A 16490-nucleotide genomic window follows, 5' to 3' on the forward strand; every position below is an offset into this window, starting at 1 on the left:
CGTCGGCCGGCGGCTTGTACGGGCCACCCCGCACCTCTTGGTGGCTTCGACGTTGGCACGGGGCGACCGCCCTGCCGGCGTACTCGGACAGTCACGGACCGGATGGCTCGGTGTCTCCCTTCTCGTTGGGTGCCAATGGGTTTCGTTTGCGCTCGTGCTCCCCAGCACGAGACGGACAACGAGTACTGCGTCATGCGCCCGCTGCCGGAACAGATTCTTCAGAGCTGGAGGAGCGACGGGATGGCGTAGAGGAGAAACCAGGCCAGGGCGGCGATCCAGGGGAATTTCACGTAGGTCTTCTTCTCGCGCGCCTCGTGTTCGCCGTTGTCCTTGTGGTTGGCGAGGGCCTGCTGGAGGCGGCGCAGCGGGCGGCGAAAGGTGGGGTAGCCAGTGATGCCTCCGAGTACGGATCCGCCGAACTGAAGCGAGCCGATCACGGTGTCGTCGTCGAGGACGACGAGGATGCCGTTTTCGAGGACGATGTCCTTGACGTGGTGCCAGGGGATCTCATGAACGACGAGGAAGTTGTCGACGAACAAGCCGCGGGGGGTGGCCCGGATCTTCGAGTGCCAGGCGAGCAACCAGATCACGAACGAGCTCTCACCCAGGATCAGGGAGAAGACGAGCGCGTCCGCGAGGTTGTGGATGATTGCGGCTTCGAGGATCGCGTACATGCCCATGAGGGCCAGAGCCCCCGGCACCAGAACCGTCAGGACGATCGCCACGGGCTTTCTGGCCACCACCCGCTTCTTCCCTCGCTCACTCATTGAGCCGGCTCTCTCCCAAGTACTGGATCCCCGTAGACGGTGCAGCCGTCTCGGCGTTGACGAGCAGATTCTCGGCGGTGATCCCCAGAGCGAGCCGCGTGCCACGGGCAGGGCCGGCCTGCCTGGCAGACCCCCTGGCTTTCACCCCAACCTTGGTCCACGGACTGGCGAACCACCCCTCGCTCCAGTTGTCTCCCACCATTGGCCGACCTTGCTCAGCCAGCTCTGATTGCGAGCCGTGCGCTGGGCGGCCTGGGCCGCAGCGGCCTTGGCTGCCGCCGCCTGGGCGGCGTGTCGCGCTGGGGGTGGAGTATCAGGCGACGACCACGCAGGTGTGCGGGCTGTACCCGTTCGTCACCGGCGCGGGCGCCCCGTCGATCGGCACGCCGATCGGACGGCATCAGCGTCGGCGGGCTGGGCCGGCAACAGCTCGAACGCGGATGACGGCCACCCATCGGCGCAGCACTCTGGAGGAGATCAGAAGGCGTGACCCGGGCGTCCAGCGCATCCGGGTGACGCTGCGCGACCTCGACGCCGCCGTCCGCGCCGGCACCGAGCTCGGCCTCGCCGAACTGCTGGAGGCCCTCGACGGCCGCCCGCTGGCGAAGCGCCCCGCCGAAGCCGCTCGAACCCTCGCCACCAGGCATAAGGCTCTGCGGCCGGCCGAGGAGAGCGCGCTGTACGAGAACGCCGAGTGGTACCGCGCCTGGCTGAACGCGGTGAGCCGTGACGGGGCGTCGCCGGCTCGCTGGTGGCGGATCTTCGGGGGTGACACGGCGCGAGCGACGGTCGTACGTTGACGTCCGTGGCCTGCGCGACAAAGGAGTCACCGTGAGCGAGACGACCAGCACCCATGTCTTCAGGGAAGCCCGCGACCTGCTGCTCGGCCTGAGGGAGGAGCCCGAGCGGGCGGCACGCGAGTTCGCCTGGCCGGTCTTCGGCGGCAGGTTCAACTGGGCCACGGACTGGTTCGACGCGATCGCCCGGGGCAACCCCCGTACGGCGTTGTGGATCGTGGAGGAGGACGGCTCCGAGCGGCGCTACTCCTTCGACGAGATGGCCCGGCGCTCCGATCAGGTGGCGGCCTGGCTGGCCGCCCAGGGGGTCGGCAAGGGCGACCACGTGCTGCTGATGCTCGGCAACCAGGTCGAGCTGTGGGAGTCGATGCTGGCGGTGATGAAGCTCGGCGCGGTGATCATGCCCGCGACCACCGCCCTGGGCGCGGCGGACCTCTCCGACCGCGTAGGGCGGGGACGCGTCCGGCACGTCATCGCCAACGCGGCCGACACACACAAGTTCGACGGCGTGCCGGGAGAGTACGGCCGTGTCTGCGTGGGCGAGGCGACCGGGTGGCTCCGGTACGGCGACGCCTACGCGACGCCGGAGCCGGACCCGTTCGAGGCCCTGACCTCTCCCGGCGACCCGCTTCTGCTGTACTTCACCTCGGGGACGACGAGCAGGCCCAAGCTCGTGCGGCACACCCAGGTGTCCTATCCGGTGGGGCACCTGACGACGATGTACTTCATCGGGGTGCGGCCGGGCGACGTCCACCTCAACATCAGCTCGCCCGGCTGGGCCAAGCACGCCTGGAGCTGCTTCTTCGCGCCGTGGAACGCCGAGGCGACGGTGTTCGTGCACAACTACTCCCGCTTCGACGCCGCCGCCCTGCTCGGGCAGATCCGCCGCGCCGGGGTCACCACGTTCTGCGCGCCGCCCACGGTCTGGCGGATGCTCATCCAGGCCGACCTCGGGGACGGGCCGGGCAGCCTGCGTGAGGCGGTCGCCGCAGGGGAGCCGCTGAATCCCGAGGTCATCGCCCAGGTGGAGCGGGCGTGGGGGCTGACGGTCCGCGACGGGTACGGGCAGACCGAGACGACGGCGCTGATCGCCAACACGCCCGGCGTTCCCGTGAAGGCCGGCTCGATGGGCCGCCCCCTTCCCGGCGTCCCGGTCGTCGTCGTCGATCCGGTGACCGGCCGGCCGGCGGACGAGGGCGAGATCTGCCTCGACCTCGCCGCCCGCCCGGTCAACCTGATGACCGGATACCTGGACGGCGAGGAGGGGGCCATGTCCGGGGGCCTCTACCACACCGGCGACGTCGCGGCCCGGGACGCCGACGGCTCGATCACCTTCGTGGGACGCACCGACGACGTGTTCAAGGCGTCCGACTACAAGATCTCGCCGTTCGAGCTGGAGAGCGTGCTCATCGAGCATCCCGCCGTCGCGGAGGCGGCGGTCGTGCCCGCCCCCGACCCGATCCGGCTCGCCGTGCCCAAGGCGTACGTGGTGCCGGCCGCGGGCTGGGAGCCGAACGGGGAGACCGCCGCGGCCATCCTGCGGCACGCCCGTGAGAGGCTCGCGCCCTACCAGCGGGTGCGCCGGCTCGAGTTCGCCGAGCTGCCCAAGACCATCTCGGGGAAGATCCGCCGGGTCGAGTTGCGGGCCAGGGAGAGCGACGCCGCGGAGGCCGGCGCCCCGCCGTCCGGGGAGTGGCGGGACGACCAGTTCCCCGAGCTGCGGGGCTGATCCGGCCGGTCCTCAACAGGCCCGGCGCCTCCGGCGGCTGCCCGGAAGCGGGGCCGGGGCCGTCACCGCGCGCCGTGCGCGAGGAGGCGGGCGACCGGCTCCTCGGTCAGCCCCACGACGCCGTCGAAGTCCGTCGAACGGCTGACGGCGGCCCAGCGCTCCGCCTCGGCCGCGCGGGAGCGGGACGCCTGCTCGGCCATGCGCAGCGCGTCGGAGCCGAGCAGGAGCCGCAGCGGCGGATCGTCCACGTCGACCAGCCCGGCGATCACCCTGGCCGCCCGCCGGGGGTCGCCCGGCTGGGTGCCGTCCACCGCTCGCCGGTAGGCGTTGACCCGGCCGACGGTCTGCTCGTAGCCGGGCCCCACCGGCGGGATGCGCATCGACGAGCCGCCCCAGTCCGTACGGAACCCGCCGGGCTCGACGATGACCACGGTGATCCCCAGCGGCCGGACCTCACTGTTCAGCACCTCGGAGAACCCCTCGACGGCGAACTTGGCCGCCTGGTAGGCGCCGAGCCCGGGCGTGCCCCCGACTCGGCCGCCCACGGAGCCGATCTGCAGGATGTGACCGGACCGCTGCGCGCGCAGCACCGGCAGCGCGGCTTTGGTCATGGTGACGACGCCGAACAGGTTGGTCTCGAACTGCGCCCGGAAGTCCTCGTCGGAGGTCTCCTCGATGGGTGAGGAGTTCGCGTACCCCGCGTTGTTCACCAGCACGTCCAGCGAGCCGAACTCCTCGACGGCCAGCCGTACGGCCCGCTGCGCCGCCGTGGCGTCGGTGACGTCCAGTGCGACGGCGCGTGCCCGGTCGCCGTGGGCCCGGACGAGGTCGTCCAGCGGTTCCGGCCGGCGGGCGGTGGCCACGAGGCGGTCGCCGCGTTCGAGCACCTCCCGGGCCAGAGCGTGTCCCAGGCCCCGGGACGCACCGGTGATGAGCCATGTCCTCTGCATGATGTGTTGTCTCCTTTCCACGATGTTCAGCGCGCCGCGCCCGCCGGGACCGGCTCGGCCACCTCGACGGCGGGCGCCGTACGGCGGCGCGCCCCCGGGACCAGCAGCGCCACGGCGACGGTGGCCGCCAGGGTCACGGCCAGCACCAGGAAGGCGGTGGTGAAGCCCGACTCGTACGGCAGCCCGTCCGGGCGCAGGTGACCGGTGACGACGGAGCTGACCACGGCGGTGCCGATGGAGCCGCCGATGGTGCGGATGTTGGTGTTCATTCCGCCGGCGACGGCGGTCTGGCCGGCCGGCACGCTCTGCACGATCAGGTTGGTCATCGAGGCGTAGGCCAGGCCGAGACCGAGCCCGAACACGGCGGTCGCGACGGCGAGCTGCCAGGGCCGGTCGTGCCAGAGGGCGACGCCGGCGCTCGACAGCGCGCCGAGCGCGCAGCCCCACACGAGCTGAGCCTTGACCCCGGCGACACGGGAGATCGGGCCGCTCACCGTGCCGGCGACGGCCATCGTGACGAGCATGGGCAGCATCAGCAGCCCGGCCTCGGTCACGCTCGATCCGAACCCGTAGCCCGTCACGGCCGCCGGTATCTGCATGAACTGCGGGAGGAACGCGTACGAGGCGAACATGCCGGCGCCGAACAGCAGCGCCACCAGGTTGGTCGTCCATACGGCCGGCAGCCGCATCATGCGCATGTCGATCAGTGGGTCGCGCGAGCGCAGCTCGACCGCGATCCATGCGGCGAACAGCAACGCGGCGGCGGCGAGCGGCGCGACGACGGCGGCCGAACCCCAGCCCCAGGCGGACGCCTCGGTGAGCGGGACCAGCAGTGCCACCAGCCATCCGGACAGCAGCGCGGCGGCCGCCCAGTTGACCCGGCCGGGCGTGCGCACCGGGGACCGGGGAACGTTGCGGTACGCCAGGAACGCGGTGGCGACGACGATGATCGCCGGGATCCAGAACAGCCAGCGCCAGCCCAGAGCGTCGACGATCGGGCCGGCGAGAACGATTCCGACGCCGCCACCTGCGGCGATGACGGCGGAAAGGACGCCGACCATCGAGGGCACCCGGGTGGCGGGGAACTCGTCGCGCACGATCCCGAACGACACGGGGAACACGGCACCGCCGAGCCCCTGCACGATCCGTCCGGCGATGAGCACCCCGACGTTGGGGGCGACGGCGGCGACGACGCAGCCGAGCGCGATGGCGGCCAGCGCGATGAGCAGCGTGCGGTCCTTGCCGATCATGTCGGCGATGCGGCCCATCAGCGGCGTGGCGACCGACGCGGACAGCAGCCAGGCGGTGAGCACCCAGGTCACGGTGCTCTGGCCGGTGTGCAGGTCGTGCTGGATGGTGGACAGCACGGGGCTGACCAGGGACTGCAGCATGGAGAACGAGGCCGTGGCGGCTGCCAGCGCGAGGAAGGTCAGCCGTTGCGGCGAGGTGGTGCGTGACATCGAACATCCTTCGACAGGAGGATCCCGCGCGACGAGGCGCGCCGGTGACGCCGCCCCGGCCAGGGACGGCGCGAAACAAAGACGACGATCGGGGCGGCGTTGACAGGGAAGACGCGAACGCGAATGCCCGCCTGCTAAAGTCGAGGCGTGCCTCCACATTAGCGGAGGCATACCTCCGGTTCAACTTCGAGAGGAAGACCGGTGAAGGAGAAGGCGGCCGAAGGCCCCCGGACGAGGGTGCGGCGCCCCCAGCGCGCCGACGCGCGGCGCAACTTCGACGCGCTGCTCGCCGCCGCGCGGGAGGCGTTCGCCGAACACGGCACGGCGGCCTCGCTGGAGGACATCGCCCGGCGCGCCGGCGTCGGCATCGGCACGCTCTACCGCAACTTCCCCACGCGGCAGGACCTGTTCGACAGCGTGTACCTGGACGAGATCGATGAGCTGTGCGGCGCCGCGGGGCAGGTCGCGGACCTGCCGCCGTGGGAGGCGCTGGCCGCCTGGCTGCGCCGGTTCGTGGACTACGCGGCCACCAAGCGGGCCATCTACGAGGCGCTCAACCGCGACTCGGAGATGATGCGGTCGAGCCGGACCGCCATGTACGAGGCGGGGGAGCCGCTGTTCGACCGGGCGAGGGAGGCCGGAGAGGTCCGCGGCGACGTGACCTTCGACGACGTCCTGCGGATGATCTCCGGCATCACCGGAGGCGGGTTCGTCGACGACGACCAGCGTGAGCGGGTGCTGGGCATGGCCCTGGACGGCGTCCGCTCCCGCCCGTCCTGAATCCTGGCGGAAGACAGGAACGCCGGGCGGGGCCGATGGCCCCGCCCGGCTGGTGTGCCCGGCGTGTTACTCCTTGGAAAGCGGCGTCACCGCGATCTTGTCGATGATCGGGGCGTACTTCGATCGGAGCAGGATGTCGGGGAAGGTCTCGGAGATGTAGGTGTCGCCGTCGAAGTTCGGCAGTTCTCGTGAGGCGAAGGCGACGGTGTTGGCTCCCTTCTTGAGCTGGACGGGGATGGTCAGCTCCCAGAAGTTGTCGGCGTGGAACGAGTGGGGGAACCAGGCCTGCCGCGGTGTGGCGCCGTTGACGGAGATCTCGGCGTGGCGGGCCAGCGGGTCGGGGTTGTAGTGGGACGCGGGCGACTGTTCGGGGTTGGAGTAGCGAACCGTCAGCGCGTACGTCCCGTTCCTGGGGGCGGTGACGTCGAAGGTCAGGGTGCCGGCGTTGCCGGGGGCGCCGCCGATGTCGGTGACGGCCTTCCCGCCGCTCGCCAGCGGATAGGCGGCCACCTTGGCGGCGCCGGCGACGTGGGCCGACTCGGCCTCGTACCAGGCCGGCGCGAGCGCGCCCTCGGTCTTCTCGACCCGCAGCCGGTCCAGCCGCACCCTGCCCGTCCGCGCGGCGTAGGTGATCTTGTTGACGCCGCCCGACAGGAATGCCTTGACCCGGGAGGACCCGGACGGCTCGGCGATGTCCTGCCCGTTGACGGTCAGCGTGCCCTTGCCGCCGCCGCGCAGGTCGACACCGAGCGTGGACTCGCCGTCGCCGGGCGAGTAGACCCAGAACGTCGCCGACTGTCCCTTGCGCAGGTCGGCCACGCCGGAGCCGGACACCTTCTTCTCGCTGTAGTCGGTGCTCGCTCCGTCGAGCGTGGCGTACTCCGCCTCGTAGATCGCCTCACTCGCGGCCGGGTTGGCGAGGGTCAGGTCGATCTTGTCGACGAGCGCGTCCCCCTTGGTGGCCCGGGTGCCGTCGAGGCTCCTGGCGGCCAGGGTGATCGTGTGGTCGCCCTTGGACAGCGCGACCTTCGTATCGGTGTGGTCCCAGACCACCCACTTGTACCCGAGTGGAAGGTGGAGCTCCCGCTCGTCCTTGCCGTCGACCCGGAGGAAGACGTTGGTCGGGCCCTGCTCCTGAACCGCGCCGTAGGTGTTCAGCGAGTTCGCGAAGACCGACAGGTCGTACGTGCCGTCCTGCGGGACCGACACCGAGAAGTTCAGCGTGACGTCGGAGCCGGTGCGCAGCCCGCCGACGTCGTAGCCGCCGGAGGTGTAGAACTTGCCGACGTCGGACGGAGTCCCCTCGGGACCGTTGCGGCTGTACCCCGCGCCGGTGTGGCCGGCGTCCTCCGCCTCGTACGTGGCCTGCCAGAGCGTGGTCGCCGGAGTGCCGGAGGCGGCGCCCTCGCCGGGGGTGAGGATGATCTGGTAGGCCGACGACTCCTTCAAGGCGGGCAGCGTGGATCCGAACTCGAAGGTCACCGCGCCGTCCGTCACCTTCTGGTTCAGCTCGGCGACGACACGCGGCTGCGCGGAGTCGCCGATCTGGCCGGTCCACGGGATCTCCTGGATCAGGGCATGCACCGTGCCCCCGAACCCCGTGCGGCCGAACAGCGTGGTGTCGACGTCGTCGAAGTGGATGCCGACGAGACCGGACGCTCCGCCGAACAGCGCGCGGGCCTGCGCCTTCGCCTTGTCGAGCGTCGCGACGCCCTGCAGGGTGTAGCTGACGTTCGGCCGCGGCGGGGTGACCTTGACCGTGTTGCCGGTCATCTGGCCGTAGGCGTGGAGCAGCCACCACTGGCCGTTGCCGCGATTGGCCTGCACGGCCGAGTCGGACAGGTTGCCGTCGATGTTCCAGTACGCGATGTCGGCGTCGACCTTCGACTCCTCGATGGCCGAGGCCCACTGGACCATCTGGCCGGGCACCGAGGTGTGGTAGTTGAAGGCGTACTCGTCGAGGTTGATCGGGAGCTGCCTGCCCTCATACGGGGTGCCCGTGAAGATGGCCTGCTCCCACTGGCGGTATTTCGCCACGTTGGTGCGGATGCGGGCCGGGTCGCCCAGCTCGTGCCAGGTCATGACCTCGGGGACCGTCCCCGCCTGCACGGCGTGCCGGAGGAAGCCCTGCACCTGGTCGTACAGGACGCTGGTGTTGGGGCCGGCGATCCTGGCCTTCGGCATCTTGCCCTTGATCAGGGCGTTGACCTCGTCCCAGGCCTTGAAGTAGTACTGGGGGTCGCTCAGCCAGTTGATCTTGTTGTAGCTCCACGTGCCGGTGCCGAACATGTTGCCCTCGGGCTCGTTGAACGGCACGAAGACGATGTGGTCCTGATATCTCGGGTCAAGCTTGAGGACCTGGTCGACCTGCTTGGCGATCTTGGCCTTGAAGTCGTCCAGCCTGGCCTCGGGCGTGTCGCCGGGCCACTGGTAGGGGAAGCCCCGGTAGATGTCGGTCATGTAGATGTACACGTCGCCGCCGGTGCTGTCGGCGAGCGGCTTGACCACCTCCAGCGCGTCGGCGCCGGGGTGCTGCGGGCCGTCCTGGGCCTTCGTCGCGACCGTGCGCAGCCGCATGCCCTCGAGGAGGTTGGAGGTCGGCACGCCCTCGCCGTACACGCCGTACAGGGTGCCGGACGCGCCGCCGTGGAAGGCGCCGGTCTCGGTGCCGAGGTCGATGGTCAGGTCGTTGGCGACGACCTTGACCGTGGCCTCGACCGTGGTCCCGTACGCGGTGCCCTTGACCGTGAACCGGCCCGGCTTGGCGTACCTGGCCGGGTCGACCGCCTCCCAGGTGACCGGCACGCCCCGGAGGATGCCGTCGGAGAACTGCGCGTTGACGGTCGCGGGCAGTGCCGGTGCGGTGCCGGGATAGGTGGTGATCTCGAAGGAGGTCTGCTCGACCTTGGTGAGAGCGGCCTTGCGGTCTCCGGCGAGCTCCGCGACCTGCTCGGCGTTCATGGCGGCGTCGTAGACGCGGAAGTCGTCCAGGTCGCCGGCCAGGAACGGGTGCCCGCCCCAGAACGCCTTGCCCAGGAAGCCGGAGGTGCTGTTGCGGTCGGAGTGCATCACCGCGGCCAGGTCGATCTGGGCGGTGGTGCCGCCGATGGCCACGCCGTTCACGTAGTAGGTGAGGGTCCTGCCGTCGATCGTGGTGACGAGGTTGACCCACTGACCGGTGGGCAGCTTCTGCGCGCCCGGCACCCCCACCTCGGCGCTGCCGTTGACCGGCTTGATGGACGATCTCGTGGTGGCGTCACCGGCGTAGGACGGGGTGACGAAGGTGGCGGTCGCGGCGTCCTTGCCGAGGTTGTAGACCCACTGGAAGTCGGCGCCGCCCGCCCACTTCAGCCACGTGGAGACGGTCATGGCGTGGCGGTCGCGGAACAGGCCGTTCGGGATCGTCACGTAGGGGGCGGTGGCCGAGCCGGTCGGCCCGCCGGGCAGCGACAGGGCCTGCGTGCCGTCGGGACCTGCGGCCGTCTTGGCCGAGCCGGGGTTGGCCAGGGCCCCGTCGAGGCCGGAGGGGGAGAGGTCCTCGATGACGCCGCTCGACAGGTCGCCTTCGAAGTCGTAGTGGAGGACGAGCGCCGGTGCGTCGGTGCTCTGGGTCGATGAGGCGAGTGCCGGTAGGGCGGCGAGGGGGATCGCGGTCATCGCGAGGGCGGAGGCGAGAACGGCGTGAGGCGCGAGCCTGTGTGCTCGCCCGGACAAGGGTACGGCCATGCGCTGTCCCATTCACGGGGGGAGTGAAAGACGTGTCGAATCGATTCGCCGAATCGATTCGACTGGACGATAAGCGGGGTGCCGCGAAACGGTCAAGGGCCCGAAACCCTCCCGGCACGTCATCGTCACCTCGTCGTCACGCGCCGGCGCCTGTCACGGCCCGCACCGGACGACGGCTCCGTCAACCCCGAAGGCGCACGGCGCACGCCGGCGGCGACGTCTCCGCGAACGTCTCCGCGAACGTCTCCGCAAATCGTGCCGCGCAGCCCATTGACGCATGCGACGGACCGGGCCTATCGTCAGCGAACCGATTCGCCGAATCGGTTCGACTTCGATCGGAAACAGGCGCGTAACGCTGTCAGTGGAGGTCACGTCAATGAGACCAGGGTCAAGCGGCCGGCGTGCGGCCGGGATGGGTGCGGCGCTCCTCGCGGCCGCCGCCGGGCTGGCCGCCTGCTCGTCACCGTCCGACGGCACCGCCGCCTCCTCGGCGGGCGCGAGCCAGGCCGCCGGGGGCGGGACCTACACGATCTGGGATCCGTACCCGCAGTACGACAAGACCTCCGACTGGGTGAAGCTGCTGGACACGTGCGGCACCCAGGCGGGGGTGAAGGTCGAGCGGACCGGCTACGACACCAGCGACCTGACCAACAAGGCGCTGCTGGCGGCCCAGCAGGGCAACTCGCCGGACGTGCTGATCGTGGACAACCCGGTGGTCTCGACGCTGGCCGAGGCCGGCGTGCTGACGACGACCGAGGAGAACAAGCTCGATGTCACGTCGATCGCGCCGAACCTGCTCGCGGCGGGCCAGCTCGGCGGCAAGACGTACGGGGTCCCGATCGGGGCCAACACCCTCGCCCTCTACTACAACAAGGGGGTGTTGAAGAAGGCCGGCGTGGACGCCGCCGCGGTGAAGGACTGGGCGTCGCTGACCGCGGCGCTGGAGAAGGTCAAGGCGGCGGGCAAGAAGGGCATCACGTTCTCGGCGATCGGCACCGAGGAGGGCAGCTTCCAGTTCCTGCCCTGGTTCTGGGGCTCCGGCGCGAACCTCACCAAACTGGACTCACCCGAGGGTGTCTCGGCGGTGGCCCTGTGGGCCGACTGGCTCAAGAAGGGCTACGCGCCCAACTCGGTCATCAACAACACCCAGACCACGAGCTGGCAGGAGTTCGCGACCGGGGACTTCGCCTTCGCCGAGAACGGCACCTGGCAGCTGGCCAACGCCAAGAAGACCGGCTTCGACTACGGCATCATCCCGATCCCCGCCAAGGACGGCGGCACCGCCCCCGCCCCGACCGGCGGCGAGTTCGTCAGCATCCCGGTGCAGTCGGACACCGCACGCTACACCACCTCCCAGAAGCTCGTGAGCTGCCTGACCAGCACCGGCAACTCGCTGGCGACCACGACCACGCTGTCGTACATCGCGCCGACGGAGGAGGTGCAGACCAAGCAGGTCGAGCAGAACGCCGAGCTGAAGGTGTGGGTGGAGGCGGTCAAGGCCGCCAAGGGCCGCACCAGCGACAACCTCGGCACGAAGTATCCGAAGATCTCCGAGCCGATGTGGGGCGCCGTGCAGGCGGCGCTGAGCGGTTCGAAGGCTCCGCAGGAGGCGATGGCGGCGGCGCAGTCGGCGGCGGCGAGCGCGACCCAGTAATGAGCATGAGCCGAGTGACACGAACGCCGGTGCGTTCCGCCCGCGCCCCCGTCCCCGCGCAGGGGCGGGAGCGCCGGGCGGCACGCACTCGATCGGGGCAGTGGGCGGCGTGGGCGTTCCTCGCCCCCGTCGTCGTCTACCTGCTGATCTTCTACGCCTACCCGCTGTATCGCAACGTCGAGCTGAGCCTGCGCAACTACACGGTGCGCTCGTTCGTGCAGGGGGACGCGTCGTTCGCCGGATTCGCCAACTACGCCAAGGTGTTCGCCGACGCCACCTTCGCCCCGGCGCTGTGGCACACGATCGTGTTCACGGTGGTGTCGCTGGCCTTCCAGTTCACCATCGGGCTCGCCCTGGCCGTGTTCTTCAGCCGGAACTTCCGGCTGTCCGCCACACTGCGCGCGCTGTTCCTGGTGCCGTGGCTGCTGCCGCTGATCGTGTCCGCCTCGACCTGGTCGTGGATGCTCAACAGCGACTCCGGCGTGGTCAACGCCGCCCTGAGCTGGGTCGGCGCCGGCCCGGTCAACTGGCTGACCTCGCCCGACTGGTCGCTGTGGTCGGTGATCATCGCCAACATCTGGATCGGTATCCCGTTCAACCTGGTCGTGCTCTACAGCGGTCTGCAGGCGATCCCCTCGGCCGTGTACGAGGCGGCGGCGCTGGACGGGGCCGGTGCCTGGCAGCGGTTCTGGCGGGTGACCTTCCCGCTGCTGCGTCCCGTGTCGGCGATCACCGTCCTGCTGGGGCTGGTCTACACGCTCAAGGTGTTCGACATCATCTGGATCATGACCAAGGGCGGGCCGAGCGGTTCCTCCAGCACGTTCGCCACCTGGTCCTACCGGCTGGGCTTCGGCAACCTCGTGCCCTCCTTCGGCCCCGGCGCGGCGGTGGGCAATCTGCTGATCCTCATGGCGCTGGCCTTCGGGCTCGTCTACATCCGCGTGCAGCGACGGCAGGCCGCGGCATGAGGCGGCTCAAGACCGCCGTCGGGCTGGCGCTGACGGCCGTGATGCTGTTCCCGGTCTACTGGATGGTCAACGTGTCGTTCACGCGGGACCAGGACATGCGCAAGTCGCCGCCGTACTGGTTCCCGGTCCACGGCACGCTGGACGGCTACCGGGCGGTGCTGGAGCGGCAGCTGCCCTACCTGGGGGTGAGCCTGGTCGTCGGGCTTGGCACCGTCGCGCTGACCCTCCTGGTCGCGGCGCCGGCCGCGTACTCGCTGGCCAAGCTGCGCCCGCGCGGCGGCGGCGTGCTGAGCTTCGTGCTGCTGATCGCGCAGATGATTCCGGGGATCATCATGGCGATGGGCTTCTACGCCATCTTCCTCACCACCGGCGTGCTCAACACCGTTCCCGGACTGATCGTGGCCGACTCCACCCTCGCGGTGCCGTTCGCCGTGCTGATCCTCACCACGTTCATGTCCGGCATTCCCGAGGAGCTGCTGCAGGCGGCCAGGGTGGACGGCGCCGGGGTGACGCGCACGTTCGTCTCGATCGTGCTGCCGGTCTCCCGCAATTCGATCATCACGGTCTCCCTGTTCGCGTTCCTGTGGGCCTGGTCGGACTTCGTCTTCGCCTCCACCCTCGACCAGGGCGGCGCCCATCAGCCGATCACGCTGGGGATCTACCACTACATCGGCAACAACAACCAGGAGTGGAACGCCATCATGGCCACCGCCGTGGTCGCCTCCATCCCGGCCACCGTTCTGCTCATCGTCGCCCAGCGTTACGTCGCCGCAGGCGTCACCGCCGGCGCCGTCAAGGACTGAGCCTCTTCGAGAAGGGACCCCCTCTTCATGACCGTCGCCGCTTCAGGCCCGGTGTTCTCCCTGCGGGAAATCCCGTTCAGCTACCGCGGCTCCTGGTTCGGCTTCTCGCCGGTGGTCGCCCAGAAGACCTACGCCCGGGACGTGCACCTGGTCTCCCACCAGACCGGCATGCATCCGATCCTGCGGCTGGCGCCGTCCGCCGAGAGCGACGTCACCGCCACGCCCCACCAGCTCACCTGGAGCCGCGCCGGCGGCCGGATCGACCTCGCCTACGAAAACGCCGACACGGTGCGGCTGCGCGGCCGGGGCCTCGGGCTGAGCCTCCTGGCCGCCGACCCCGTCCTGACCCCGTTCAGTGGTCCGTACTTCTACCAGGACCCGACGGACGGATCGTTCGTCTTCACCGTCTACCAGACCGGCCGCCGCTATCGGGTCACGGTGCTCGCCGGTCAGGCCGAGGCGCGGGGCGCCCAGGCGCTCGGCGCCGCGGAACGTGGCGTCGTCCTGAGCGGCGAGTGGGAGATCGCCGTCGAGGAGTACGAGACCGCTCGCGCCCCCTACGCGCGCACGGACGCCTTCGAGCAGGTGGCCGAGGCGGCGCGGGCCGAGTTCGACGCCTTCACCGCGGCGGTCGCGCCCTGGCGCAGCGACCGGACGCCCGCGGCCGAGCTGGCCGCCTACGTCCTGTGGTCGGCGACCGTACGCCCGGCCGGGTTCGTCACCCGGCCCGCCGTGCTCATGTCCAAGCACTGGATGGACAAGGTGTGGAGCTGGGACCACTGCTTCAACGCCATCGCCCTCGCCGACGGCCTGCCCGGCCTGGCGTGGGACCAGTTCCGGCTGCCCTTCGACCACCAGGACGACGCGGGGGCGCTGCCCGACTCCGTCACCCACTCGGAGATCCTCTACAACTTCGTGAAGCCGCCCATCCACGGCTGGGCCCTGCGCAGCCTCCCGCCGGCGGCCGAGCCGGAGGAGGTCTACCGGCTGCTGGAACGCTGGACGACCTTCTGGCTCACGGCGCGGCGCGTCCCGGGCCGTGAACTGCCGCACTACCAGCACGGCAACGACAGCGGCTGGGACAACGCCACCACCTTCGACCCCGAACGCGTCGTCGAGACCGCCGACCTGGCCGCCTTCCTCGTCCTGCAGCTGCGTGAGCTGGCCCGCCGGGCCCCTGACCCGGCCGCGGCGGCCCACTGGTCCGGCGCCGCCGACCGGATGCGCGACGCGCTGCTCGCCGAGCTGTGGACGGGGGACCGGTTCGTCGCCCGCGGCGCGCACTCGGGGCGCACCTGGCCCAGCTCCAGCCTGCTCGACCTCATGCCCATCGTGCTCGGCGACGAGCTCCCCGAGCCGGTGCACACGGCGCTCGCCGCAGGCATCGCCTCGCATCTGACCGCGTTCGGGCCCGCCACCGAGCACCCCGAGTCCGAGCACTACCAGGACGACGGCTACTGGCGGGGACCGATCTGGGCCCCTTCGACCGTGCTCATCGAGGACGGCCTGCGCCGCGCCGGCCACGTCGGGCTGGCCGACGAGATCAGCGCCCGCTTCCGCGGACTCTGTGAGCGGTCCGGCTTCGCGGAGAACTTCGACGCGCGTACCGGCGAGGGGCTGCGCGACCGCGCCTACACCTGGACGGCCAGTGCCTACCTCATCCTCGCCGCCGCTCACGAACGGCGGACACAGACGGCGGGGACGGCAGCGGACACGGCGGCGGACACGGCGGCTTTGACACGACCGCGGACGCCTGCATAGCCTGCTGTCGAATCGATTCGAATCGCGTCGACGAGTTGCCGCGGGGGACGGGTGAACATCGGGGAGATCGCCAGGCGGGCGGGCGTGTCGCGGAGCACGGTCTCCTACGCCCTGAGCGGCAAGCGCGCGGTCTCCGCCGCGACCCGCCGGCGCATCCTCCAGGTCATCGACGACGTCGGCTACCGGCCCAACGCCTCAGCCAGAGCTCTGGCGGAGGGCCGCACCCGTGCCGTCGGCCTGGTCATCCCGCCCGCCGGGCGGCGGCTGACCCCGATCCAGCTCGGCTTCGTCGCCGATGTCGTGGCCGCGGCCGGTCGGCGCGAACTGGACGTGCTGCTGTCGCCCAGCGGCGGCGAGCACGACCGCTCGTTCGAGCGGATGGTCCGCGGTCGCCGCGTCGACGGCGTGATCCTGATGGAGGTCCGGCTGCGGGACGCGAGGGCCGCCCGCCTGCGGGAGTCGGGTGTGCCCTTCGTGGCGATCGGCCACACCGCGGACGCCGCGACCGGATACTGGGTGGATCTGGACTACCGCGGGCTCGTCGCGAGCTGTGTACGTCATCTGGCCGACCTCGGGCATCGCGAGATCGCCTTGATCAACCGGCCGCGAGAGCTCCTGGACTCCGGCTACGGCCCGGCCCGCCGTTCCCTGGACGGGTTCAACGCCGCCGCGGCGGCACGGTCCCTGTCCGCGACCGCGTCGTGCTGCCCCGACGAGGCGACGGCGGGCGAGACCTGTATGGAGGACCTGCTGGCGGCCCGGCCGGGGCTCACCGGCCTCGTCACGGTGAACGAGGCGGCCCTGCCCGGCATCGAGCGCGCGCTGCGACGCCTCGGCCGCGCGATACCCCGGCAGATCTCCGTCACCGGGGTCGTGGGGCGGCACTGGGCCGAGGAGTTCCATCCGCCCCTCACCGCGGCCGACGTCCCGATCACCGACATGGCCGAAAGGGCCGTCGAACTGCTGGCCGAGCGAATGGCCGAGCCCGGCACGCCGCCCCGCCATGTTCTGCTCTCCCAGCCGATCTCCCTGCGTTCGAGCACGGCGCCGCCGCCGTGAACGGGTTCCGCCGGTCCGGCCGATCCGGCCGTTCTC

General features: G+C 70.7%; 12 protein-coding genes. 8 read left to right on the forward strand and 4 right to left on the reverse strand.

All coding sequences use genetic code 11. The annotated features are described in order from the left end of the window. Positions 1-218: 218 nt before the first annotated feature. Positions 219-767, reverse strand: coding sequence for a hypothetical protein (locus HHX35_RS37065; protein WP_182903278.1), 549 nt, complete (start codon positions 765-767; stop codon positions 219-221). Between the two features lie 440 nt (positions 768-1207). Here HHX35_RS37065 and HHX35_RS37070 point away from each other — a divergent pair, with 440 nt between their 5' ends. After that, positions 1208-1567 (forward strand): TIGR02679 domain-containing protein, encoded by a 360-nt coding sequence (locus HHX35_RS37070; RefSeq protein ID WP_182903279.1) that lies wholly within the window; start codon positions 1208-1210, stop codon positions 1565-1567. Between the two features lie 31 nt (positions 1568-1598). Next, positions 1599-3293: an AMP-binding protein gene (locus HHX35_RS37075; RefSeq protein WP_182903280.1), complete on the forward strand. Its 1695-nt coding sequence runs from the start codon at positions 1599-1601 to the stop codon at positions 3291-3293. A 62-nt stretch (positions 3294-3355) separates the two neighbouring features. Here the strand turns inward: HHX35_RS37075 and HHX35_RS37080 are convergent, their stop codons facing one another. Together HHX35_RS37080 and HHX35_RS37085 are read right to left on the reverse strand one after the other, a co-directional pair. Continuing rightward, complete coding sequence (locus tag HHX35_RS37080) at positions 3356-4243, reverse strand: oxidoreductase (RefSeq protein ID WP_182903281.1); 888 nt, start codon at positions 4241-4243, stop codon at positions 3356-3358. A gap of 26 nt (positions 4244-4269) precedes the next feature. After that, positions 4270-5703: an MFS transporter gene (locus tag HHX35_RS37085; protein ID WP_182903282.1), complete on the reverse strand. Its 1434-nt coding sequence runs from the start codon at positions 5701-5703 to the stop codon at positions 4270-4272. Between the two features lie 201 nt (positions 5704-5904). Here HHX35_RS37085 and HHX35_RS37090 point away from each other — a divergent pair, with 201 nt between their 5' ends. Next, the gene (locus tag HHX35_RS37090) at positions 5905-6483 is read left to right on the forward strand and encodes a TetR/AcrR family transcriptional regulator (RefSeq protein ID WP_182903283.1); all 579 of its coding nucleotides are present in this window, start codon (positions 5905-5907) and stop codon (positions 6481-6483) included. Positions 6484-6549: 66 nt separating this feature from the next. On the opposite strand, the gene HHX35_RS37095 is transcribed toward HHX35_RS37090, so the two are convergent. Next, entirely contained in the window at positions 6550-10140 is a 3591-nt protein-coding gene (locus HHX35_RS37095; protein ID WP_182903284.1) for a LamG-like jellyroll fold domain-containing protein, read from the reverse strand. A gap of 445 nt (positions 10141-10585) precedes the next feature. On the opposite strand from HHX35_RS37095, the gene HHX35_RS37100 reads away from it, so the two are divergent. Genes HHX35_RS37100 through HHX35_RS37120 form a run of 5 tightly spaced genes read left to right on the forward strand, consistent with a single transcriptional unit; the run spans position 10586 to position 16454 of the window. Continuing rightward, the gene (locus HHX35_RS37100; RefSeq protein WP_182903285.1) at positions 10586-11863 is read left to right on the forward strand and encodes a sugar ABC transporter substrate-binding protein; all 1278 of its coding nucleotides are present in this window, start codon (positions 10586-10588) and stop codon (positions 11861-11863) included. A 14-nt stretch (positions 11864-11877) separates the two neighbouring features. Further along, complete coding sequence (locus HHX35_RS37105; protein WP_310739555.1) at positions 11878-12831, forward strand: sugar ABC transporter permease; 954 nt, start codon at positions 11878-11880, stop codon at positions 12829-12831. Next, on the forward strand, positions 12828-13634 hold the full coding sequence (locus HHX35_RS37110) for a carbohydrate ABC transporter permease (RefSeq protein WP_182903287.1): 807 nt from the start codon (positions 12828-12830) through the stop codon (positions 13632-13634). The genes HHX35_RS37105 and HHX35_RS37110 overlap by 4 nt, the downstream gene beginning before the upstream one ends. A gap of 27 nt (positions 13635-13661) precedes the next feature. Further along, complete coding sequence (locus HHX35_RS37115; RefSeq protein WP_182903288.1) at positions 13662-15395, forward strand: amylo-alpha-1,6-glucosidase; 1734 nt, start codon at positions 13662-13664, stop codon at positions 15393-15395. A 51-nt stretch (positions 15396-15446) separates the two neighbouring features. Beyond that, a complete protein-coding gene (locus tag HHX35_RS37120) occupies positions 15447-16454 on the forward strand; it encodes a LacI family DNA-binding transcriptional regulator (RefSeq protein ID WP_182903289.1) in 1008 nt (335 codons plus the stop codon). Positions 16455-16490: the final 36 nt, after the last annotated feature.

Origin of the sequence: Microbispora sp. H10830 (assembly GCF_014161375.1) — a bacterium.
Taxonomy (GTDB): Bacteria; Actinomycetota; Actinomycetes; order Streptosporangiales; family Streptosporangiaceae; genus Microbispora; species Microbispora catharanthi.